General features: G+C 64.0%; 21 protein-coding genes. 8 read left to right on the top strand and 13 right to left on the bottom strand.

The window, feature by feature from the left end; translation table 11 throughout:
* Window positions 1-71: 71 nt before the first annotated feature.
* Entirely contained in the window at window positions 72-929 is an 858-nt protein-coding gene (locus AC1RBA_RS05990) for a tetratricopeptide repeat protein (protein ID WP_492417202.1), read from the top strand.
* Here the strand turns inward: AC1RBA_RS05990 and AC1RBA_RS05995 are convergent.
* Complete coding sequence (locus AC1RBA_RS05995; protein WP_492417203.1) at window positions 912-1,820, bottom strand: hypothetical protein; 909 nt, start codon at window positions 1,818-1,820, stop codon at window positions 912-914. The two genes, AC1RBA_RS05990 and AC1RBA_RS05995, sit on opposite strands and share 18 nt — an antisense overlap.
* A gap of 112 nt (window positions 1,821-1,932) precedes the next feature.
* On the bottom strand, window positions 1,933-2,898 hold the full coding sequence (locus AC1RBA_RS06000; protein ID WP_492418120.1) for a GlxA family transcriptional regulator: 966 nt from the start codon (window positions 2,896-2,898) through the stop codon (window positions 1,933-1,935).
* Window positions 2,899-3,037: 139 nt separating this feature from the next.
* Between AC1RBA_RS06000 and AC1RBA_RS06005 the strand changes: the two genes are divergently transcribed.
* The 3 genes from AC1RBA_RS06005 to AC1RBA_RS06015 are packed head-to-tail and all read left to right on the top strand — an operon-like array spanning window position 3,038 to window position 4,662.
* Complete coding sequence (locus tag AC1RBA_RS06005; RefSeq protein ID WP_492417205.1) at window positions 3,038-3,676, top strand: cysteine hydrolase family protein; 639 nt, start codon at window positions 3,038-3,040, stop codon at window positions 3,674-3,676.
* A gap of 54 nt (window positions 3,677-3,730) precedes the next feature.
* On the top strand, window positions 3,731-4,291 hold the full coding sequence (locus AC1RBA_RS06010; RefSeq protein ID WP_492417206.1) for a YdcF family protein: 561 nt from the start codon (window positions 3,731-3,733) through the stop codon (window positions 4,289-4,291).
* Between the two features lie 2 nt (window positions 4,292-4,293).
* Window positions 4,294-4,662 carry a hypothetical protein gene (locus tag AC1RBA_RS06015; RefSeq protein WP_492417208.1) on the top strand — a complete coding sequence of 123 codons (369 nt, stop codon included), beginning with the start codon at window positions 4,294-4,296 and terminating at the stop codon, window positions 4,660-4,662.
* A 4-nt stretch (window positions 4,663-4,666) separates the two neighbouring features.
* Here the strand turns inward: AC1RBA_RS06015 and glpK are convergent, their stop codons facing one another.
* The 8 genes from glpK to glpD form a co-directional block, all read right to left on the bottom strand.
* Complete coding sequence (gene glpK, locus AC1RBA_RS06020; protein WP_492417210.1) at window positions 4,667-6,160, bottom strand: glycerol kinase GlpK; 1,494 nt, start codon at window positions 6,158-6,160, stop codon at window positions 4,667-4,669.
* An 83-nt stretch (window positions 6,161-6,243) separates the two neighbouring features.
* Entirely contained in the window at window positions 6,244-7,971 is a 1,728-nt protein-coding gene (locus tag AC1RBA_RS06025; RefSeq protein WP_034779106.1) for an ABC transporter substrate-binding protein, read from the bottom strand.
* A gap of 71 nt (window positions 7,972-8,042) precedes the next feature.
* Window positions 8,043-8,318 (bottom strand): DUF2160 domain-containing protein, encoded by a 276-nt coding sequence (locus AC1RBA_RS06030; RefSeq protein WP_070222334.1) that lies wholly within the window; start codon window positions 8,316-8,318, stop codon window positions 8,043-8,045.
* Between the two features lie 31 nt (window positions 8,319-8,349).
* A complete protein-coding gene (locus AC1RBA_RS06035; protein ID WP_414654679.1) occupies window positions 8,350-9,156 on the bottom strand; it encodes a carbohydrate ABC transporter permease in 807 nt (268 codons plus the stop codon).
* Window positions 9,153-10,037 (bottom strand): carbohydrate ABC transporter permease, encoded by an 885-nt coding sequence (locus AC1RBA_RS06040; protein ID WP_034754965.1) that lies wholly within the window; start codon window positions 10,035-10,037, stop codon window positions 9,153-9,155. The genes AC1RBA_RS06035 and AC1RBA_RS06040 overlap by 4 nt, the downstream gene beginning before the upstream one ends.
* The gene (locus AC1RBA_RS06045; protein WP_492417212.1) at window positions 10,037-11,137 is read right to left on the bottom strand and encodes an ABC transporter ATP-binding protein; all 1,101 of its coding nucleotides are present in this window, start codon (window positions 11,135-11,137) and stop codon (window positions 10,037-10,039) included. Before AC1RBA_RS06045 ends, AC1RBA_RS06040 begins: the two co-directional genes overlap by 1 nt.
* Window position 11,138: 1 nt before the next feature.
* On the bottom strand, window positions 11,139-12,233 hold the full coding sequence (locus tag AC1RBA_RS06050; RefSeq protein ID WP_121669955.1) for an ABC transporter ATP-binding protein: 1,095 nt from the start codon (window positions 12,231-12,233) through the stop codon (window positions 11,139-11,141).
* A gap of 74 nt (window positions 12,234-12,307) precedes the next feature.
* Window positions 12,308-13,846: a glycerol-3-phosphate dehydrogenase gene (gene glpD, locus AC1RBA_RS06055; protein ID WP_492417214.1), complete on the bottom strand. Its 1,539-nt coding sequence runs from the start codon at window positions 13,844-13,846 to the stop codon at window positions 12,308-12,310.
* A 226-nt stretch (window positions 13,847-14,072) separates the two neighbouring features.
* Between glpD and AC1RBA_RS06060 the strand changes: the two genes are divergently transcribed.
* A complete protein-coding gene (locus AC1RBA_RS06060) occupies window positions 14,073-14,834 on the top strand; it encodes a DeoR/GlpR family DNA-binding transcription regulator (RefSeq protein WP_175444698.1) in 762 nt (253 codons plus the stop codon).
* Window positions 14,835-14,856: 22 nt separating this feature from the next.
* On the opposite strand, the gene AC1RBA_RS06065 is transcribed toward AC1RBA_RS06060, so the two are convergent.
* Window positions 14,857-15,861, bottom strand: coding sequence for a zinc-dependent alcohol dehydrogenase family protein (locus AC1RBA_RS06065; RefSeq protein ID WP_492417215.1), 1,005 nt, complete (start codon window positions 15,859-15,861; stop codon window positions 14,857-14,859).
* A gap of 122 nt (window positions 15,862-15,983) precedes the next feature.
* Between AC1RBA_RS06065 and AC1RBA_RS06070 the strand changes: the two genes are divergently transcribed.
* From AC1RBA_RS06070 to AC1RBA_RS06080, 3 genes are all read left to right on the top strand, one after another.
* Complete coding sequence (locus tag AC1RBA_RS06070) at window positions 15,984-16,862, top strand: LysR family transcriptional regulator (RefSeq protein WP_121669958.1); 879 nt, start codon at window positions 15,984-15,986, stop codon at window positions 16,860-16,862.
* Window positions 16,863-17,333: 471 nt separating this feature from the next.
* Window positions 17,334-17,834, top strand: coding sequence for a MarR family winged helix-turn-helix transcriptional regulator (locus tag AC1RBA_RS06075; protein ID WP_070290701.1), 501 nt, complete (start codon window positions 17,334-17,336; stop codon window positions 17,832-17,834).
* 85 nt (window positions 17,835-17,919) lie between these two features.
* Window positions 17,920-18,837 (top strand): pyridoxal-phosphate dependent enzyme, encoded by a 918-nt coding sequence (locus tag AC1RBA_RS06080; protein WP_492417217.1) that lies wholly within the window; start codon window positions 17,920-17,922, stop codon window positions 18,835-18,837.
* A 3-nt stretch (window positions 18,838-18,840) separates the two neighbouring features.
* On the opposite strand, the gene AC1RBA_RS06085 is transcribed toward AC1RBA_RS06080, so the two are convergent.
* Complete coding sequence (locus AC1RBA_RS06085) at window positions 18,841-20,844, bottom strand: diguanylate cyclase domain-containing protein (protein WP_162995735.1); 2,004 nt, start codon at window positions 20,842-20,844, stop codon at window positions 18,841-18,843.
* Complete coding sequence (gene cysC / locus AC1RBA_RS06090) at window positions 20,841-21,410, bottom strand: adenylyl-sulfate kinase (RefSeq protein WP_492417219.1); 570 nt, start codon at window positions 21,408-21,410, stop codon at window positions 20,841-20,843. The genes AC1RBA_RS06085 and cysC overlap by 4 nt, the downstream gene beginning before the upstream one ends.
* Window positions 21,411-21,427 lie beyond the last annotated feature (17 nt).

The following is a 21,427-nucleotide window of genomic DNA, read 5'->3' on the forward strand; positions in this document are numbered from 1 at the left end:
GCCCGCTGCGATGGGAAACGCCGGCGGATGCGCTCTTGCTCTACACTGGCGTTTTATCCTCTGCAACCTCCATGCAACTACCTGCAAACCTCGCCCACATCTCCGTCGAACAAAACTGGCAACACACGACAGCGTATCCACCGCTCGGCTTCACCCCGTTCGCCGAAGGCGCGCTGGGCAATGGCGATACGTTCGGCCTGTACTGGCCCATCGGCCGCGAAGCGTACGAACCGATCGTCGTCGAAACGTGGCACGACGAGTGGCGATTGCAGCCGCACTTTTCCAGCCTGGCGGCGTTTCTGTCAGCCTACGCAACGGCAGAAGACGAGTACGTCCCCACGCCATCGCTGGCCGACGACCCCGCCTCGCCCCGCGCCGCCTATCTCGAGGCCAAGGAATTGATTGCGCAGCGCAACCCGGACGCGGCCATCGCGCTGCTGGAAGCGGCGCTGGCCATCGTTCCCGAATATACGGACGCGCTGTTGCTGCTGCATGGCCAGTATGTGCGCGCGGGAAGAATCGATGACGCCGTCAAGGTGGCCATCCAGGCCATCATCTCTCCACCGTCGTTTGGCGGCCCGCCATTGAAGGCTTTGCAATGGCTGCGCACGCAGCCGGTACCGGATGGGGAACCAGACCCCATCTGGCGTGCCTGCGGGCAATTGTCGTTCAACTTCGGCGGCAGCAAGGAAAATGCCGATTACCCCGTGCTGCTGGCCGCCATCGACACCTATCTGGAGCAAGGCAACTACCTTTCCGCCTCGACCCTGATGCAGACGTATGCCGAACTGATGAGCGCAGAAACCGTCTCGTTCCAGGAACGCTACGCCTTCGATCCTGCCGCCTTCATCGCGCGGCAAATCGCCGTCAGCGCGCAACTGCCCAACGGCAGCCGGGACCCAGCGATGATGCTATTCGAAGGTCAGTGACTGGAAGAATCGCTGTCGGGATGCGAACGACTGCGCGTCATGCTCCTTGTCGGCAATGACGCTCAACATATACGTTCCACCAGGCACGCGGAACCACAGTCCATGCGTGATCTTTGCGCCATTGCTTTCAGGTAAAGTCCCCTGCGTGATGACGGCATCGGCGCCCTTGAACCTGGTGACATTGGCATTCGGCTTGAAATATGCCTCGTCAAACGTTGCGCCCATGCTCGATCCCGGACCGGACCGTTCAAACACAGCCATGAACGTGGAGCCATGATGATCGGTTCCACGCAGCATGAACGCCGCTTGCCCGCCACTGCCCTTCGTCATATCGGAAAAAGGGCCGGGCATGTCCACTGAAAAACCGCCATCTGCCGAGTGTGCCCGGGTCCAGCCCTGCGCATCGAACGGCGCAGCGATAGGCAGCTGTTTTTTATCCGTATATTCCTTGCGCACCACGGCAATGGCAGGCATGGCCGGGGCGACGGCTTGCACGAAGAAAAAACGGCGTCCCCCGCCTGCAGTCAGTTTTGTGCCATAAAAGCGCATGCGCTTGCCGACGAGCTGACTGGCGGCGGCCTTACCCCGCACGGGTATTGCGCTTTCGCTTTCTGAAAAACACGCATCGGCGATCAGCATGGCACTGAAGAAACGGGGCGAACGCTCAAGCTCGTATTCAACCTTGGCATTGTCAATGCTGACATGAAGGCGCTCAGGGTCCGAATGCATGCGCACGACATCGACGACATCGCCATCGATCACCCAGTCAGCCCTGTCTGCCGCGTCTTGCGCGGACCGGACGATGGCGGTGCAGTCCTTGCCGGTCTGGGCAAGCGCCGTGTTTGAGAACAGGAAGAAGGCCAGTGCAGTGATGGGAAATAGGTTTTTCAAGCGCGTCTCTTTCGGCTGGGTGATGTCAATATATAAAATCCGCGTGAATATTATCCCAGCACAACTAGAAATGCACTTCATTAATTAACAACAAGAAGGGCCGTGTCCGGACTCAGGCCACGCCATCGGCCAAGCGCTGCCGGAACAGCTTGCGATACGCCGACGGCGACGTCTGCAAGCTGGCCCGGAAATGCTGGCGCAGCGACAGGGCCGTGCCGAAACCGGCTTCTTGCGCCACGACATCGATCGAGGCCGCGCTTTTTTCCAGCAGGCTTTGCGCATGCGCCAGACGCTGGTTCAATAGCCACTGCTTGAACGAGGTGCCCGTGGCCTGGCGGAAGTGGCGCGTGAAATTGCGCCGGCTCATGGCGGCCCGCTCGGCCAGCGCATCGATGCTGTGCGCCTGGCCCAGGCTGGCCGTCACGCAGGCAAGCACTTCGGCAAAGCGCCCTTCGCTGCCGGACACGGGCAGCGGGCGTTCGATGAACTGGGCCTGCCCGCCCTGGCGGTGCGGCGCCACCAGCAGCCGGCGCGCCACGCGGTTGGCCACCTCGGCGCCCGCCAGCTGGCGCAGCAGATACAGGCAGCAATCGAGGCCGGCCGCCACGCCCGCCGACGTCAGCACGGCGCCATCGTCCACGTACAGCACTTCCCGGTCTACCCTGACCCTGGGATAGCGGGCCGCCAGCCGGTCCGCCATGCCCCAGTGCGTGGCCGCGCTCTTGCCATCCAACAAGCCCGCCTGCGCCAGGGGAAACGCGCCCAGGCACAGGCCCACCATGCGCGCGCCGCGCCCGCTGGCCGCCTGCAGTGCCGCGACCAGTGACGCCGCCGCGTCGCGGCAATCGTCGTGCCAGGCCGGCATGATGACGATGTCGGCGCCCTCCAGTCCTTCCAGGCCGAACTCGGGCGTGATGCAGAAGCCGGCCGCCGTGCGCAAGGGCGCGGGGTCGGCGGCACAGACGCGCACGTGGAAAGGCGGCAGATCGGCCTCGTCCGTCTGGGCGCCAAACACGAGACAAGGCACGGACAAGTGGAAAGGCGTCATGCCGTCGAAGGCGATCACGGCCACGCTCAAGGGCGAAGAAGAAGAAATGGCAGGCATGGCCCGATTTTATCGCAGATAGGCCTTCGGGCCACTTTTTGTTTTCAACGTGCAGCTTGAAAATGGCTGTATCGGGGAAGTCCTTCCTCTTTCAAACATTCAGGAGTCAAGCATGTCCACCACTACCGCACCACGCCGCGCCCTGCTCGTCATCGACGTGCAAAATGAATACTTCACGGGCGACATGCCGATCGAATATCCATCCGTCGACATTTCCCTGCCCAACATCGTCACCGCCATGGCCGCCGCCCGCGCCGCCGGCGTGCCCGTCATCGTCGTCCAGCACGATGCGCCGGAAGCCTCACCCATCTTTGCAAAAGGCAGCGACGGCTGGCAGCTGCACCCGCAAGTGGCCGCCTTTGCCGCCGACCACCGCATCAACAAGAGCATGGGCAGCGCGTTTGCGGGCACGGACTTGCGCGCCTGGCTGGAGAGCCGTGGCATCGACACCCTGACGGTGATCGGCTACATGACGCACAACTGCGACGCCGCCACCATCTACCAGGCCGCGCACGACGGCTTGCAAGTCGAGTTCCTGCAGGACGCCACCGGCACCCTGCCCTACGCCAATGCGGGCGGCACGGCCAGCGCCGAGGAAATCCACCGCGTCTTCAGCACGGTGTTCCACTCGAATTTCGCCGCCGTCGTCAGCACGCAGGACTGGCTCGATGCCGTGCGCGCAGGCAAGCCGCTGGACAAGGACAATATTTATCTGTCGAGCCAGCGCGCACGCAAGGCGCAGGCGAACTGACGCCGGCGGGAATGGACGGGTATCATGCGTCCATTCCCAACTTGATGATGAACGATGCGAAAAATAACTGTGCTGGGCTTAAGTACTGCCGGTGCTTTCCTGCTGGCCACGGCGGCCCTGGTCCTCGATGGACTCAACGACAAGCCGGCCCCCGCCGACGTGATCGTCGTGCCCGGCAATACGATCCTGCCCGACGGCACGCCCAGCCCCCGCCTGCAGGCGCGGCTCGACGCGGCGCTGACACAGTTCCAGGAACGCAGGGCGCCGCGCATCCTCGTCAGCGGGGCGACGGGAAAGGAAGGATTTGACGAGGCCGCATCGATGGCCCGCTACCTGCTCAAGCGCGGCGTGCCGGCCGGCGCCATCATTGAGGATAATCAAGGCTGGACCACGGACGCCACGGCCCGCAACGCGGCGCTTCTCATGCGCGCACACGGCTGGAAGACAGCCATGGTCGCCACACAATATTTTCACGTGCCCCGCTTCCGGCTGGCTTTGGAGCGGGCCGGCATCGCCGTCAGCGGCAACGTGCATGCGCCCTATTTCGAGTTGCGCGACCTGTATTCCGTACCCAGGGAAACCGTGGGCTATCTTGTGTATTACGTGAAATCCTGAACATGAAGATACTTGCCTTTGCCGCCAGTTTTGGCCTGGTGGCCGCATGCGCCGTGCCGTCGATGGCCGCCGCCGATGCGGAGCCGATCGGCGCCGCTGCAAGCCTGTACCTGTTTGGCGCGCTGATGCTGGGGGTGTGCATCACCGCCTTTGGCGCGCTGGCGCGGCGTGTGGACGTGGCGCATGGCCACTGGCTGTCGGCCTGCGTGGGCGCGCTGTGCGGCGCGGTGCTGTATGGCAGTTTCGCGCTGGCATTTGCAACGCAATCGATCACGGCGAGCTTTGCCTATGCCGCCAGCGCCCTGTGCGCCGCAAGCGCGGCCCTGTTGCTGCCGAGCCTGCTAAAGCGCGTGGCAAGGCCAGGCCTGTGAGCAGTCACTCGCTCCAGTCGCGCGAGCGTTCCACCGCGCGCTGCCATTTATGCAAGCGCGTCAGCCGTTCGTCGGCCGCCATCTTTGGCTCGAATCGGCGCCCCACCTGCCACTGGGCGGCGATCTCGTCCTGCGAGGCCCAGAAGCCCACGGCCAGGCCCGCCAGGTAGGCGGCGCCCAGGGCCGTCGTTTCCGTCACCACGGGGCGCACCACGGGGACATTGAGTATGTCGGCCTGGAACTGCATCAGCATGTCGTTGCGGGCCGCGCCGCCATCCACGCGCAACTCGGATAGCGCAATGCCCGCGTCGTCCTGCATGGCGGATAACACATCGACGTTCTGGTAGGCCACGCCCTCCAATGCGGCGCGCGCGATGTGGGCCTTGCCCGTGCCGCGCGTGATGCCGATCAGGGTGCCCCGTGCATACGGGTCCCAGTACGGTGCGCCGAGCCCCGCGAAGGCGGGCACGAAGACGAGGCCGCCCGAATCGGGCACGCTGGTGGCCAAGGCTTCCACTTCGGACGAGTCGCGGATGATGCCGATGCCGTCGCGCATCCATTGCACGGCCGCGCCCGCGATAAAGGCGCTGCCTTCAAGCAAGTAATCAGTCTTGTCGCTGCCGGCGCCCAGGCTCCAGCCCACCGTCGTCAGCAGCCGGTTTTTCGACGGCAGCGGGCGCTTGCCCACGTTCATCAGCATGAAGCAGCCCGTGCCGTAGGTATTTTTCGCCATGCCCGGTTTCAGACAGGCCTGGCCGAACGTGGCCGCCTGCTGGTCGCCCGCGATGCCGGCGATGGGCACGGAGATGCCCAACAATGCCGCGTGCGTATGCGCGGCCACGCCGCTCGAGGGCACGACGTCGGGCAGCAGGGAGGCGGGAATGTCCAGCAGCGCCAGCAAATCCGTGTCCCATTGCAGGGTGTGTATATTGAACAGCATGGTGCGCGCCGCGTTGCTCGTGTCCGTCAAATGGGCGCCGCTCATCTTGTAGATCAGCCAGCTGTCGACGGTGCCGAAGGCCAGTTCGCCCCGTTCGGCGCGCACGCGGGCGCCGGGGACGTTGTCGAGCAGCCATTTGAGCTTGGTGGCGGAAAAATAGGCGTCCAGCACGAGGCCCGTTTTTTGCTGGATCACGTCCGCCTTGCCCTGCTCCACCAGCAGCTCGCAGAACGCGGCATTGCGGCGGTCTTGCCAGACGATGGCGTTGGCGACGGGTTCGCCCGTGGCGCGGTCCCACAGCACCGTCGTTTCGCGCTGGTTGGTCACGCCGATGGCGGCCACGTCGCTTGCCGCCACGCCGCTGTCGCGCAGCACCTGCTGCAGCACGCCCTCTTGCGAGGCCCAGATGTCGCCCGCGTCATGCTCGACCCAGCCGGGCTGGGGGAAAATCTGGCGAAATTCGCGCTGCGCGCTGGCGTGCGGCCGGCCCGCATGGTCGAACAGGATGGCGCGCGAACTGGTGGTGCCCTGGTCTAAAGCAAGTATGTATTTGGTCATGGTCGCTACTACGGCTATACAGTGAAAAAAGGGCACGGACATGCGCCCGTGCCCCGGGAAAGCGGCGGCAGAAGTCTACACGACTACCTTACCTTGCCCTCTTTCCAAGCCTGCAATAATTTATCGTAGGCAATTGTTTCACCCTTCGGCTTTTCATTCGCCAGCTTTTTCCATGGCGCGTGCTGGTCCGACAGATACTGGTTCGGATCGACCTTGGGATTGAGCTTGGGCGCGCACGCCTTCATGCCGGCCCGCTGCAGGCGCGCCATGACCTGGTCCATTTCCTCGGCCAGGTTATCCATGGCGGCCTGCGGCGTTTTTTCCGCCGTGATGGCCGTGGCCACGTTCTTCCACCACAGCTGGGCCAGCTTCGGATAGTCGGGCACGTTGTTGCCCGTCGGCGTCCACGCCACGCGGGCGGGGCTGCGGTAGAACTCGATCAAGCCGCCGTACTCGTTCGCGTGCTTCGTAAAATAATCGTGGCGGATGTCGGAATCGCGGATGAAGGTCAGGCCGACGATGGATTTCTTCAGCGACACGGTTTTCGACGTGACGAATTGCGCGTACAGCCAGGCGGCGGCCTTGCGGTCATCGGGCGTGGACTTGAACAGGAACCAGGAACCGACGTCTTGATAGCCGTTCTGCATGCCCTCTTTCCAGTACGGGCCGTGCGGCGACGGCGCCATGCGCCATTTCGGTGTGCCGTCCTTGTTGACCACTGGCAAGCCCGGTTTCGTCATGCCGGCCGTAAATGCCGTGTACCAGAAGATTTGCTGGGCGATTTCGCCCTGGGCCGGCACGGGGCCCGATTCCGAGAAATTCATGCCGTTCGCCTGCGGCGGCGCGTATTTCTTCATCCAGTCGATATATTTCGTCAGCGCAAACACGGCCGCCGGCGAATTGGTGGCGCCGCCGCGCGACATCGACGCGCCCACGGGCGTGCACTTGTCGGCCGCCACCTTGATGCCCCACTCGTCGACCGGCATGCCGTTCGGAATGCCCTTGTCGGCCGCGCCAGCCATCGACAGCCACGCATCGGTGAAGCGCCAGCCCAGGGACGGATCTTTCTTGCCGTAATCCATGTGGCCATAGACTTTCTTGCCGTCCAGTTCCTTCACGTCATTGGTGAAGAAATCGGCGATGTCTTCATAGGCGGACCAGTTCTGCGGCACGCCCAGTTCGTAGCCATACTTGGCCTTGAACTTGGCCTGCAAATCCTTGCGCGCGAACCAGTCGGCGCGGAACCAGTACAGGTTGGCGAATTGCTGGTCAGGCAACTGGTACACCTTGCCGTCCGGCGCCGTGGTAAAGCTGATGCCGATGAAATCTTTCAGGTCCAGGCCCGGATTCGTGAATTCCTTGCCCTTGGCGGCCATGTAGTCGGACAGCGGTTCCACGGCGCCATAGCGGTAATGCGTGCCGATCAGGTCGGAATCGGAAATCCAGCCGTCATAGATGCTCTTGCCCGACTGCATCGACGTCTGCAGCTTTTCCACCACGTCGCCTTCCTGGATGATGTCGTGGCGCACCTTGATGCCCGTGATTTCCTCGAAGGCCTTGGCCAGGGTCTTCGATTCGTAGACGTGGGTGTCGATGGTTTCCGAGACCACGGAAATTTCCTTGATGCCCTTGGCTTTGAGCTTGGCCGCCGCATCGATGAACCATTTCATTTCAGCAAGCTGTTGCTGCTTGCTCAGGCTGGATGGCTGGAATTCCTTGTCGATCCAGGTTTGCGCCTGCTTGGCGTCGGCCAGGGCCGCGTTCGACACGAGCATGGCCGCAGCCGCGAAGACCGTGAACTTCAATTTCATCGTGAATCTCCTTTTATTTTATTGCCGGCCGCCTGCTGACGGTCCGGCCTCCATCAACACCGGCAAGCCGGTCATCCCCAACGCATTACCACTAATAAAATGACAAAACTGATGGCGGCGCCTATCGCCTGCTGCATTTCCGTGAACCCCGCCCAGGCCAGATTCACGTAGGCCGCCGTGAGCAAGCCGATGAACAGGCGGTCGCCGCGCGTCGTCGGCATGGGCAGGAAGCCCTTGCGTTCGATGCTGGGCGAGCGGATTTGCCACACCGTCATGCCAGCCAGCATCAAGCCGATGCAGATAAAGAAGATGGCCACTTCCGGCGTCCACGCCATCCAGCCGAACAGGCTGGCTGTGCTATCGGTATTATTTTCCATATCACACCCTCCCCATCGCGAAACCCTTGGCTATGTAATGCCGCACGAACCAGATCACCAGCGCGCCGGGCACGATGGTCAGCACGCCGGCCGCCGCCAGCACGCCCCAGTCCATGCCGGCCGCCGACACGGTGCGCGTCATGGTGGCAGCAATGGGCTTGGCATTGACGGAGGTCAAGGTGCGCGCCAGCAGCAATTCCACCCAGCTGAACATGAAGCAGAAGAACGCCGTCACGCCCACGCCCGATTTAATCATCGGCAAGAAAATGCGGATGAAGAAGCGGGGAAAGCTGTAGCCGTCGATATACGCCGTCTCGTCGATTTCCTTCGGCACGCCGGACATGAAACCTTCCAGTATCCACACGGCCAGCGGCACGTTGAACACCATGTGCGCCAGCGCCACGGCCAGGTGCGTATCCATCAGACCCACCGTCGAATACAGCTGGAAGAACGGCACGAGGAAAACGGCGGGCGGCGTCATGCGGTTGGTCAAGAGCCAGAAGAATAAATGCTTGTCGCCGACAAAGTTATAGCGGGAAAAAGCGTAGGCTGCCGGCAAGGCGACGGTGACGGACATGACCATGTTCAAGGCCACGTAAATCATGGAATTGATGTAGCCGCTGTACCAGGAACGGTCGGTAAAAATCGTGTGGTAGTTGGCGAACGTCCATTGCTGCGGCCACAGGCTCAGCACGCCCACGATTTCCTCGTTGGTCTTGAGCGACATATTGAGCATCCAGTAGATGGGCAACAGGGACGCGAGCAAGAAGACGACGAGGATGGTGCTGCTCATTTTCTTGTGCATCATTTCTGGTCTCCCGTGCCGACTCTCTGCATCCACGTGTACAGCACAAAGCAGAACAGCAGGATGATGAGGAAATAGATCAGTGAGAAGGCCGAGGCCGGCCCCAGGTCGAACTGGCCCACGGCCTTTTGCGTCAGGTATTGCGACAGGAACGTGGTGGCATTGCCCGGTCCGCCGCCCGTCAGCACGAACGGTTCCGTGTAGATCATGAAACTGTCCATGAAGCGCAGCAAGACGGCGATCATCAGCACATTGCGCAGTTTCGGCAGCTGGATGTAGCGGAACACGGCCAGGCGCGAGGCGCCGTCGATGCGTGCCGCCTGGTAATACGCGTCGGGAATGGCGCGCAAACCCGCATAGCACAGCAGCACAACGAGCGGTGTCCAGTGCCAGATATCCATCACCATCACGGTCAGCCAGGCGTCGAGCGAATTGCCGTTGTAGTTGTAGTCGAATCCCAATTGATTCAGGGTATAGCCCATCAGGCCGATGTCGCCGCGGCCGAAGATTTGCCAGATGGTGCCCACCACGTTCCAGGGAATGAGCAAGGGCAGCGCGATCAGCACCAGCGCCAGCGATGCCTTCCAGCCATCGGCCGGCATGCACAGGGCAATCAAGATGCCGAGCGGAATCTGGATGGCCAGCACGGAGCCGGAAAACAGCAGCTGGCGCAGCAAGGCGCTGTGCAGGTCGCCGTCGAGCATGACCATGCGGAACCACTCGGTGCCCACGAAGACCTTTTGCGTGGGGCTCAGAATATCCTGCACGGAATAATTGACCACCGTCATCAGAGGCAGGATGGCGGAAAAGGCCACGCACAGCAGCACGGGCAGGATCAGCAGCCAGGCGCGGCGGTTATTATCGGTTTTACCGTTATGTATCATCAGGCCACCCGCTTATCGTTGACATAGAAAAGGGTGCGTTGCGGCGGAAAATGCAGCCGCACAGCATCACCGGCGACGGCATCGATGGTGCGCAGCTTGGCCGCCACCGTCGCGCCGCCCAGCTGGAATTCCGCCAGGTAATGCGTACCCATATTGCGCACGGCAGTCACCGTGGCGTCCAGGCAATGATCGCTACCCGCACCGCTCTCGCCCGCCTTCAGGCATGCGACGAATTCCGGCCGCACGCCCAGCGAGATTTTCCCTTGCGCGCCAGCCAGGGCCGCGCGGGCGGAAGCGGACACGGCGAGTAGCTGCCCCGCCACGCGCACGCCGCCATCGTCCAGGGTGCAATCGAGCAAGTTCATGCCCGGGTTGCCGATGAAATAGCCGACAAAGGTGTGCTCGGGTTCCTCGAACAGCGCCTGCGCGCTGCCCGTCTGCACCACTTCGCCCTGCGTCATGACGACCACCTGGTCGGCAAAGGTCAGCGCTTCCACCTGGTCGTGCGTGACGTAGATCAGGGACAATTTCAGTTCGTGGTGGATCTCCTTCAACTTTCTGCGCAACAGCCATTTCAAATGCGGGTCGATCACCGTCAGCGGTTCGTCGAACAGCACGGCCGCCACGTCGGGGCGCACAAGCCCCCGTCCCAGCGAAATCTTTTGCTTGGCATCCACGGACAAGCCGCTGGCGCGCAGTTTCAAGTCGCCCGTCAATTCCAGCATCTGCGCCACCTGCTGCACGCGCTTTTTCACCTCGCTCTCTTTCCAGCCGCGATTACGCAGCGGGAACGCCAGGTTGTCGTGCACGGTCATGGTGTCGTAGATGACGGGAAACTGGAACACTTGCGCGATATTGCGTGCTTCCGTCGGCAGCTGCGTCACATCCTTGCCGTCGAACAGCACCTTGCCATGCGACGGTTTCACGAGACCGGAGATAATATTGAGCAAGGTCGTCTTGCCGCAGCCGGACGGCCCCAGCAAGGCATAGGCGCCGCCGTCATGCCATTCCATGCTCATGGGCCGCAGCGCATAGTCGGCGGGTGCCGTCGGGTTCGGTTTGTAGGCGTGAGCCAGGTCCACCAGTTCGATGCGCGCCATGTCACACCCCTCCTTGCACAGGAGCGAACAATAGCCCGCCATCGTCGGCGAAGATCAGCAAGGCATGCGGCTGGCAATACACGGTGCAGGCGCTGCCGATCTCCAGATTGTGCACGCCGCCGAGCTGGGCCACCAGCGCCAGCTCGCCGCGGCGCGCATGCACATAGGTTTCCGAGCCGCTGATTTCCGCCAGGTCCACCGTAGCTGCGATGGCCACGTCGCCTTCGGACTGGGGAGACAGATGCAGACTGTGCGCGCGCACGCCGAGGATCACGTCGCGCCGCTCGCCGAGGCGGGCGCGCTGTGCGCCGCTCAGGTGGATGGCCAGGCCGTCGGCTGCCTGCGCCACGCCATCGGCGCTCACGCGGGCGGGAATCAGGTTGATGGGCGGGTCGCTGAAGGTGCGCGCCACATCGATGGAATTGGGGGCGTTGAAGACGTCCAGGGTCGGTCCCTGCTGCAGCAGCCGTCCCTCGTGCAGCACGGCCACGTGGCCGCCCAGTTGCAGCGCTTCCAGCGGTTCCGTGGTCGCGTACACGACCGTCGTGCTGCCGCTGGAAAACAGTTCCGTCAATTCGCGGCGCAATTCCTCGCGCAGTTTGTAATCGAGGTTGACCAGGGGCTCGTCGAGCAGCAGCAGGGACGCATCCTTGATCAGCGCGCGCCCCAGCGCCGTGCGCTGCTGCTGCCCGCCCGACAATTCTCCGGGCGTGCGCTGCAGGTAGGGCGTGATGTGCAGGCGCTCGGCCAGCGCCAGCACTTTCGCGCGGATCTGCTCTTCGGGCACCTTGCGCAAACGCAAGGGCGAAGCGATATTGTCGTAGACGGTGAAGGCCGGATAGTTGATGAATTGCTGGTACACCATGGCCAGGTTACGTTTGCTGACGGGCACGCCCGTCACGTCGACGCCGTCGGCCGTGACGGTGCCCCCGCTGGGCTTGTCCAGCCCCGCCATCACGCGCATCAGGGTCGTCTTGCCGGCACGCGTGGTGCCCAGCAAGACGTTGATGGCGCCCGGCACCAACGCCAGCGACATCGGATATAAAAAATCGTCAGCCCCCTGCTTCCTGCTGATCTTGTCCAGTACCAGTTGCACGCGCTTCTCCTCCAGTGATGGTTTCTTATTCTTCGCCGCACCCTCTGCGGGGCGCGGTCGCTTACGTGTGCTGCCTACAACGACAACGGGTGCTGCAACAGCCAGGCGTCGAGCGTGTCCGCCGTTTCGCGCGGCAGGTGCAAGCCCAGCTTGGAGCGCCGCCACAGCATGTCGGCCGCGCTGACGGCCCATTCGTGGCGCCGCAAATAGTCCACTTCCGCCGCGTACAGGCCGGCGGCGATTTCCTCGCCCATGGCCGCCACATCCGTCCGCCCGGCGAGCAGCACGTGGATGCGCGTGCCGTAGGCGCGTGCATAGCGCGCCACCAGCGCCGCCGGCAGCCACGCATAGTCGCGCTGCAAGTCCTGCACGAACTGGCCGAACTCGCGCACGGACCGGTTCTGCGGCGTGCTGCCGAACACGTCGCCACCGGGCAGGCAGGCGTTGGCCGTCCAGGCCGGCCGCGCATTGCCCGGCACCGGCGCCAACAACGGTGCGAGCACATCGAGCGCTTCCTCCGCCAGCTTGCGAAACGTGGTGATCTTGCCGCCGAAAATACTGAGCAGCGGCGCCCCTTCCCGGTCCAGTTCGAAGCGGTAATCGCGCGTGACGGCCTTGGCGTCGGCCGCCGCGTCTTCCACCAGCGGGCGCACGCCCGCATACGTCCACACCACGTCGGCCGGCACAATGGGCTTGCTGAAATAGTAACTGGAAAGCTCGCACAAGTAACGAATTTCCTCGTCGTCGATTTCCACCTTGCCGCTGTCGCCGTGGTAGTCGAGATCGGTGGTGCCGATCAGGGTGAAATCGTGCTCATACGGAATGGCAAACACGATGCGCCCGTCCGGATGCTGGAAGATGTAGGCATGATCGTGCTCGAACAATCGCTTGACGACGATGTGGCTGCCCTTGATCAGGCGCAAATGCCGGCCCTGTCCGCCCGGCGCCGCCTGCTGCAGAAATTCGGCCGTCCACGGCCCGGCCGCATTGACGACGCTGCGCGCACGCACGGACAGCTCACGTCCGTCGCCTTGCAGCAGGGTCGCCTGCCAGCAAGCGTCCGCACCCGCGCCGTCGCGCCGCAGGGCCGTGCAGCGCGTCTGCGTGAGGATGGTCGCGCCCTTGTCCGCCGCGTCGATGGCGTTCAAGACCACCAGCCGCGCATCGTCGACCCAGCCGTCGGAATACACGAAGCCCCGCTTGAATTCGGGTTTTAACGGCGCGCCGGCCGCGTGGCGCGTCAGGTCGATGCCCTGCGAGCCAGGCAGGATTTCCCGCTTTGCCAGCATGTCGTACAGAAACAGGCCGGCGCGTATCAGCCAGGCGGGGCGCTGGCCCTGGGCGTGCGGCATGACGAAGCGCAAGGGCCACATGATGTGCGGCGCCGAGCGCAGCAGCACTTCGCGCTCGATCAGCGCCTTGCGCACGAGGCCGAATTCATAGTATTCGAGGTAGCGCAGGCCGCCGTGTATCAGCTTGGTGGAGGCCGACGAGGTGTGGGCAGCGAGGTCATCCTTTTCGCACAGCACCACGGACAAGCCCCGCCCGGCCGCGTCGCGCGCGATGCCGGCGCCATTGATGCCGCCGCCCACCACCAGCACGTCGCATGCCATCGTTGTCTCCACACCTTGCTGTGCTGCCGCCATCGGGACTCCGTGTCTGTCGGGGAAAGGCCGGCGAGGAAAGACTAGGCATCGCCGGCGACTGTCGTTAAGATCAATACAGCTGTAATTCGAATGCAATATGGATAAGATACGCCAGATTGCGAATCGATAGCAACATATTTTTATCACTATTTGTTCGTTTTTGTTCGTTTGTGTTTTTTAAAGAGACAAGCCCATGATTTTGAATCCCCGCCAGCGCCGCTTGCTCGAAGTGGTGCGCCAGAAGGTCACCATGTCCGTCGAGGAGCTGGCCCAGCAGCTGGACGTGACGCCGCAGACCGTGCGCCGCGACGTCAAGCAGATGGAAGAAGCGCGCCTGCTGGCCCGCTACCACGGCGGCGTGGGCTTGCCCTCGTCCGTGGAAAACATCGATTACAGCCAGCGGCAAGTGTTCAACAGCGACGCCAAGCGGCGCATCGCCGCCGCCGTCGCCGCGCAGGTGCCGCACGGCTGTTCGCTCTTGATCAATATCGGCACAACGACCGAGGAAGTGGCGCGCGCGCTGGGCCGCCATACGGGCTTGCACGTGGTGACGAACAACCTCAATGTGGCCGCCATCCTGGCCGACAACGCCGCCTGCGAAGTCATCGTGGCCGGCGGCGTGGTGCGCGGGCGCGACCGCGGCATCGTCGGCGAAGCCACCATCGACTTCATCCGCCAGTTCAAGGTCGACATCGGCATCATCGGCATTTCCAGCATCGACGAAGACGGCAGCCTGCGCGACTTCGACGCGCGCGAAGTGAAAGTGGCGCAAGCGATCATCGAGCAGTCGCGCGAAGTGTGGCTGGTGGCCGACCAGCATAAATTCGGCCGCAAGGCGCTGGTGCGCCTGGCCGACCTGGCGCAAGTGGACATCCTGTTTACGGACGCGCCGCCGCCGCCCCGCTTTGCCGAGGTGCTGCGCGACGCGAACGTGAAAGTGCACGTCGCCGCCTGACGGCAACAGTGTCCCGGCCGGCTCAGTGCGCGATGGCAAGCTTGCCGAAATGGCGGCCGCCGGCAGCCAGCTGCGCATACGCTTCGGCCGTGTCGCCGAGGCCGAACACGCGGTCGATGACGGGCACGATGCCATGCGCGGCGATGGCCTGTGCCGCCTGCGCCAGGTCCGCCACGGAGCCGGTGTTGTTGCCGACGATGCGCAAAGCCTTGACGATGACGGGCAGCAAGTCGATGCTGGCGGCCGTGCCGCCGACAAAACCCACCGTGAAGACCGTGCCGCCCACCGCCGCCGCGTTGAGCGAGCGCACGATGGTGGCGCCGCCCACCGTCTCGACCACCAGGTCGGCGCCCCGCCCGCCCGTCAGTTTCAGCACTTCCGCATCCCAGGCCGGCGTGGCCCGGTAGTTGATCAGGTGATCGGCGCCCAGCTGGCGCGCCCGTTCCAGCTTGTCATCGCTGGACGACGCGAGGATCACCGTGGCGCCCGACGCCTTGGCGAACTGCAAGGCAAACAGGCTGACGCCGCCCGTCCCCAACAGCAACACCACCGATCCGGGGCGCACTTGCGCCGAACGCACGGCATTCCACGCCGTCGTGGCCGCGATGGGCAGCGCCGCGCCTTGGATAAAATCGAGGTGGGCCGGCAAGGCGACCAGGCTGGCGGCGGGGACGGCCACGTATTCGGCCAGCGAACCCGGCAAGGTGACGCCGCGCATCGCGCCCACGTTGTGCGGCGCGATGGCACCGCCCTGCCAGCGCGGCATGAAGTGCGGGATGACGCGGTCGCCGACGGCCAGCCCGCTGACGCCCTCGCCCAGCGCCGCCACTTCGCCCGCGCCGTCGGCGACGGGAATCAGCGGAAAGGCCGCGCCGGCAAAGTTGCCGGTCGCAATGGCCACGTCGAGAAAGTTCAGCGTGGCGGCGCGCAGGCGCAGCAGCACCTCGCCCCGCCCGGCCTGCGGCTCGGGCAGCTCGGTCTGGTGAAACGCGGTGAGGGAAGGAGCGGTCAGTTGGATGGCTTGCATGGTCTGTTCTCGGGCAATGGGTCAGGGTGGCCGCGCGCTGGCGGGACAAACAGCAGTGTCATTTAAAATCATTAATAGATAAACTATGGTTTGATTCAATGATTTGACAGCAGGGATTGCCAATGGATTTGCTAGACAGCATGAAGGTGTATGTACTGGCCGTGGAAAAAGGCAGCTTGAGCGCCGCCGCGGCCGCCTGCGGGATCTCCGCGACGATGGCCGGCAACCACCTGCGGACGCTGGAAAAGCGCCTGGGCATGCAGTTGCTCCAGCGCACCACCCGGCGCCAGCACCTGACGGCCTTCGGCGAGGATTACTATGCGCGCTGCAAGGAAATCCTCAGGCTGGTGGCCGAAACCGATGTCCAGGCGCAAAACCTGCAACTGGCGCCCGCCGGCAAGCTGCGCATCACGGCGCCCCTCACCTTCGGCGCGGAAGCGCTGATGCCCGCCATGGCCGCATACCTGGAGCGCTATCCCGACGTGAGCATCGATGTGTCGCTGAGCGACCGCGTGGCCGACCTGGTGGAGGAAGGTTTCGAGGCCGCCATCCGCATCGGCCAGTTGCCCGATTCCTTGCTGATCGCCAGACCGCTGGCGCCCTACCGGCTGATGATCTGCGCCGCTCCCGACTATCTGGCGCGCAGGGGAACGCCGCGCCACCCGGCCGAGCTGAGCCGGCACGAATGCCTGTCCTTCTCGCCCGCCGCCCTGGCGCATTGGCGCCTGACAGGCGAGGACGGCGTCTGCAGCGTGCCCGTCTCGGGCCGCCTGCAAGTCAACCACGGCCAGGCGCTGCGCGTTGCTGCACTGCATGGCATGGGCATCGTGCTGCAACCGGCCTTCCTGCTGGAAACGGACGTGCAGGCGGGCCGCCTGGTCCAGCTGTTTCCCGCGCATGCGCTGCCCAGCCGCCCCTTGAACGTGGTCTACCTGCCGGACCGCTATCGCTCGCCCAAGCTGCGCAGCTTCGTCGATTTTCTCGTGGAACGGTTCAGCTAAGAGCCTATCCCAGTAGGGAGCGTCTTTTGCAAGCAGCACATCAGGAGCGCGGACAAGGCGCGAGGAGGACGCGTGGCGAACCACGCGACGACTCCCCGCTTCTGAGGGGCGCTTGCAAGAGATGTATTCATCTACTGGGATAGGCTCTAAGTAGCGCCGGCAACACACCTGTGCCATGCGGCAGTGATCGCGCTTGAAATATTTATCAATTCGGCAAAATTCATGTTACCATTGATACAACATGAGTTATTTTTTTAATCTTCCTCTCTAGCAATACGATTATTTGCTTGATATTGCTTTTTATATATTTAGAGCAAGAGAAAAAGGAAAAACTTTTTGCCGCTAAATGATTTCCTGTGAAAACAGTGTTAGAAATACCTCAAGCACGACGATTGTTCCCAAACAAACCACTCGACAGCAAGCGTGAAGGCCTTAACCATGCCGGCAACGCCGCCCAGTGAAGGAAGAGAAATGAGCCATAATTTTGAATCGGCCGCCACGCAAGCCGCCCGTCCCAACAGCGTTCCCGTCAGCGAACTGGAAGCCCATCTCGGTTACTGGCTGCGTTTCGTTTCCAACCATGTGTCCCACAGCTTCCAGAAGAAAGCCGAAGCCAATGGCGTGACGGTGTCCGAATGGGTGGTGCTGCGCGAAATGTTCCGCCTGGGCTGCACCTCGCCCACGGTGCTGGCGCAGGTGTCCGGCATGAGCAAGGGCGCCGTGTCGAAACTGATCGACCGCCTGGAAAGCAAGGGCATGGTCAGCAAATCCATCCTGCTGGCCGACCGCCGCCAGCATTCGATCGAACTGACCACGGAAGGCGAGGCGCTGGTGCCGGTGCTAGCCGAAATGGCCGACCAGAACGACGAGGAATTCTTCGGCAAGCTGCCGCGCCAGCTGCGCGACGATCTGCTCGAAGCGATGAAGGAAGTGGCGCGCACGCACCACCTCAAAAGCGTCCCGCTGAACTGACAGCCAGCGCACTGCCGGCAAGGATGACACGGTGGCGCGGGCGCTTCGGCTATGATGCTGGCCTGACTGTTTACCAGGAACACGCATGGCCCTGCACATCGAAACTCCCTTGCTCAACTCGCGCGCCCTGAGCCTGCACAGCGAACGCGCCATCTGGCTCAAGCTCGAAGCCTTGCAGCCACCCGGCTCCTTCAAGATCCGCGGCATCGGCCTCGCCTGCGAAGAATACGCGCGGCGCGGCGCCAGCCGCTTCATTTCCTCTTCCGGCGGCAATGCCGGCATCGCCGTCGCCTATGCGGGCCGCCAGCTCGGCATTCCCGTCATCGTCGTCGTGCCGGAAACGACGAGCGAACGGGCCAAGGCCCTGATCGCCCAGGAAGGCGCCGAAGTCATCGTGCACGGCGCCGCCTGGCAGGAAGCGAACGCGCTGGCCCAATCGATGCTCACGCCACAAGACGCTTTTTTGCACCCGTTCGACGACCCGCTGCTGTGGCAGGGCCATGCCGGCATGATCGATGAAGTAGCGCGCGCGGGCCTGAGACCGGACGCGGTGGTGCTGTCGGTGGGCGGCGGCGGCCTGCTGGCCGGCGTGGCCGAAGGCTTGCAGCGCAACGGCTGGGATGACGTGGCCATCGTGGCCGTGGAAACGCAAGGCGCCGCCTCGCTGGCGGCGGCCGTGTCCGCGCGCGAACACGTGGCCCTGCCGGCCGTGAGCAGCATCGCCACGTCGCTGGCCGCGCGCCAGGTGTGCGCGCAGGCATACGCCATCAGCCAGACGCGCCCGCTGCACAGCGTGGTGGTGTCGGACCGCGCCGCCGTCGACGCCTGCCAGCGCTTTATCGCCGACCAGCGCCTGGTGGTGGAACCGGCCTGCGGCGCGGCGCTGGCGGCCGTCTACGGCAAAGTACCGGAACTGGCGCCCTACCGCAATGTGCTCGTCATCGTGTGCGGCGGCGTGACGGCCACCACGCAGCAGCTCGACCACTGGAGCGCCACCCTGTAGTGGCTACGGCGCCGCCTCGCGCAGCGCCACGCCGTCGCGGCCCTGCCCCTTGGCGGCGTACAGGGCCTGGTCGGCCAGGTCCAGCAACTGCGCCGGCGTCAGCGCGCCTTCGCGGAAAATGGCCATGCCGACGCTGGTCGTCACCGGCAGCGGACCGCCGGCCAGCGCAAACGGCTGGCGGATGGCCTCGACGATCTTGGCGCCGACCTGGCGCACTTCGGCCGCGCCGTTCACCCCTTCGAGAATGATCACGAATTCATCGCCGGCCAGGCGCGCCACCAGGTCGCTGGCGCGCACGCTGCGCACCAGGCGCGCGGCGAACTCCTTGAGCACCTCGTCGCCCGCCTTGTGTCCCAGGCTGTCGTTGATGGCCTTGAAACGGTCGATATCGAGATAGGCCAGCGCCATCGGCGCGCGCGCGGCCCGCGTGCGCTGCATGCTCAATTCCAGCTGTTCGTCGAAACGGCGCCGGTTGGCGATGCCCGTCAGGATATCCGTGGCGGCGGCGAACTGCAGCGCCGTATGCACGGCCCTGGTCTTGGTGATTTCGTGGATCAGGCCATACACGCCTTCCACCGCGCCGCTCTCGCCCACGTCGGGCACGTAACTGGTCTGGAAGGCGCGCTGGCCGGCGTCTCCGTCGCCGCCGATGGTGAACTCATATTCAACCTCCTCGCCCGAGAAGGCGCGCCGCAGGTATTGTTCGCGCAACTGGTAGGCTTCCTCGCCCAGCACCTCGCGGATCGATTGCATCATGCTTTCCTGCTGCGACCTGCCGAACCATTTTTCAAACGTCGCGTTGATGAACTGGTAGCGGTGCTCGCGGTCGATGTAGACGATCACCACGGGTACGTGGTCCGTCAGCAGTTTCAAACGCCGCTCGCTGTCGCGCGTCTGCGCCACGGCGATTTCGCGCTCGGCCATCAGCGAGTAAAAATCGCGGCTCAAGTCGCCGATCTCGTCGCGCCGCTCGATTTGCAGCGCCTCGATGCCCAGGCGCTGGCGGCGGATTTCATGCACATGGTGGCGCAGCCGCGCCAAAGGCAGCAGCAGGCGCAGCACCACGCGCCAGCCGGCCAGCCCCGCCAGCGCCGCCAGCAGCACGGCGGCCAGCAATATCTTGCTGCGGATGGCGTGCAGCGGCGCGAACGCGTCACGCATGGGATACACCGATGCCAGTATCCAGCCCGTCGACGCGATGCGGTGGTAGGCAAACAGGGCATCGACACCTTGCGTGGTGGTGCCCGTCAGCCAGCCCTCGAAACCCTGCAAGGCGCGCCGCGCGGACATGCTGATGGGACCATGCGCCTCGATATGCTGCATGATGCGCGACTTGTCGGGATGCTCGACGATGATGCCTTCGCCGGTCATGATGTACAGGTAGCCGCCCGTGCCCGGCTTGAGCGCGCCCAGGCGCCCCAGGAAATCGGGCTGGCGCAGGTTGACGCTGGCCGCCAGCACATAACGCACGGCGCCCTGCGCGTCGAACACGGGTTGCGTGACCACGACGATGGGCATGCCGGAAATGCTGCCGTTGAGGGGCGCGGAAATCACCGAGCGCCGGGTCGCCAGCGTCTGTTCAAAGTAAGGGCGGCCCTTCACGTTCAGCCCCGCCTGCGGCTTGAAGGGACTCACGCTGGCCAGCACGGCCCCGTCGATACCGACCACGCCGGCCGAATAAAATTCCTTGCGCAGCACCGTTTGCGCAGCCAGGTAACGCTGCAGGCTGGCGCCGTCGTGCGCGCCGCCGGCAGGCAGGCTGTCGGCAATGGCGCGCAGCACGTTGCGCTTCGCGTCGAGTTCCTCATCGATGAAGACGGCGGCGCTGGACAGCGATACGTACTGCTGGCGCCCCGTCACGTCGCGCATGCCGCGCTCGGCCACGGACAGGGTGGCCAGCGCCAGCGAAGCCACGGCAGCGAGCACGAGCAGGAAGACGACCACGCTCATGCGCGCCTTCAGGCTGGCGGGCAGGCGCCGGCGCAATCGTTTGCGCCAGGTCGTCACGGCCGCTGCCGCAGGTAGCGGCAAATGCGCTCGACCGACTCGTCCAGCGCCAGGGTGCCCGTGTCCAGGGTCAGCGCGGCGGCCAGCGGCGCTTCATAGGGTGCGGAAACGCCCGTGAATTGCGCCAGCTGCCCTGCCCGCGCCTTTTCATACAGGCCCTTCGGGTCGCGCGCCTCGCACACGGCCAGCGGCGTGCTGACGTGGACTTCAATGAAATGCGGCGCGCCGATGATGGCGGCGGCCATGGCCCGGTCTGCGCGGTAGGGAGAAATGAAGGCGGCGATGACGGTCAAGCCCGCCCCGTTCATCAGGCGCGCCACTTCGGCCGTGCGGCGGATGTTTTCATGCCGGTCTTGGGGCGTAAAACCCAGGTCGCGGTTCAAGCCATGGCGCAGCTGGTCGCCATCGAGTACTGCCACGGCGCACCCCTGCTCCTTGAGCTGGCGCGCCAGCGCGTCGGCGATGCTGGACTTGCCGGCGCCGCTCAAGCCCGTCAGCCAGACCGTGTCGTATTGTCCTGCCGTCATCACATTGCCTCTCCCCTTGTAGAGCTGGCAATATAGCAAAGCCGCGCGCGAAAGGA

This window comes from Janthinobacterium sp. GW823-FHT03B06 (genome assembly GCF_058796955.1).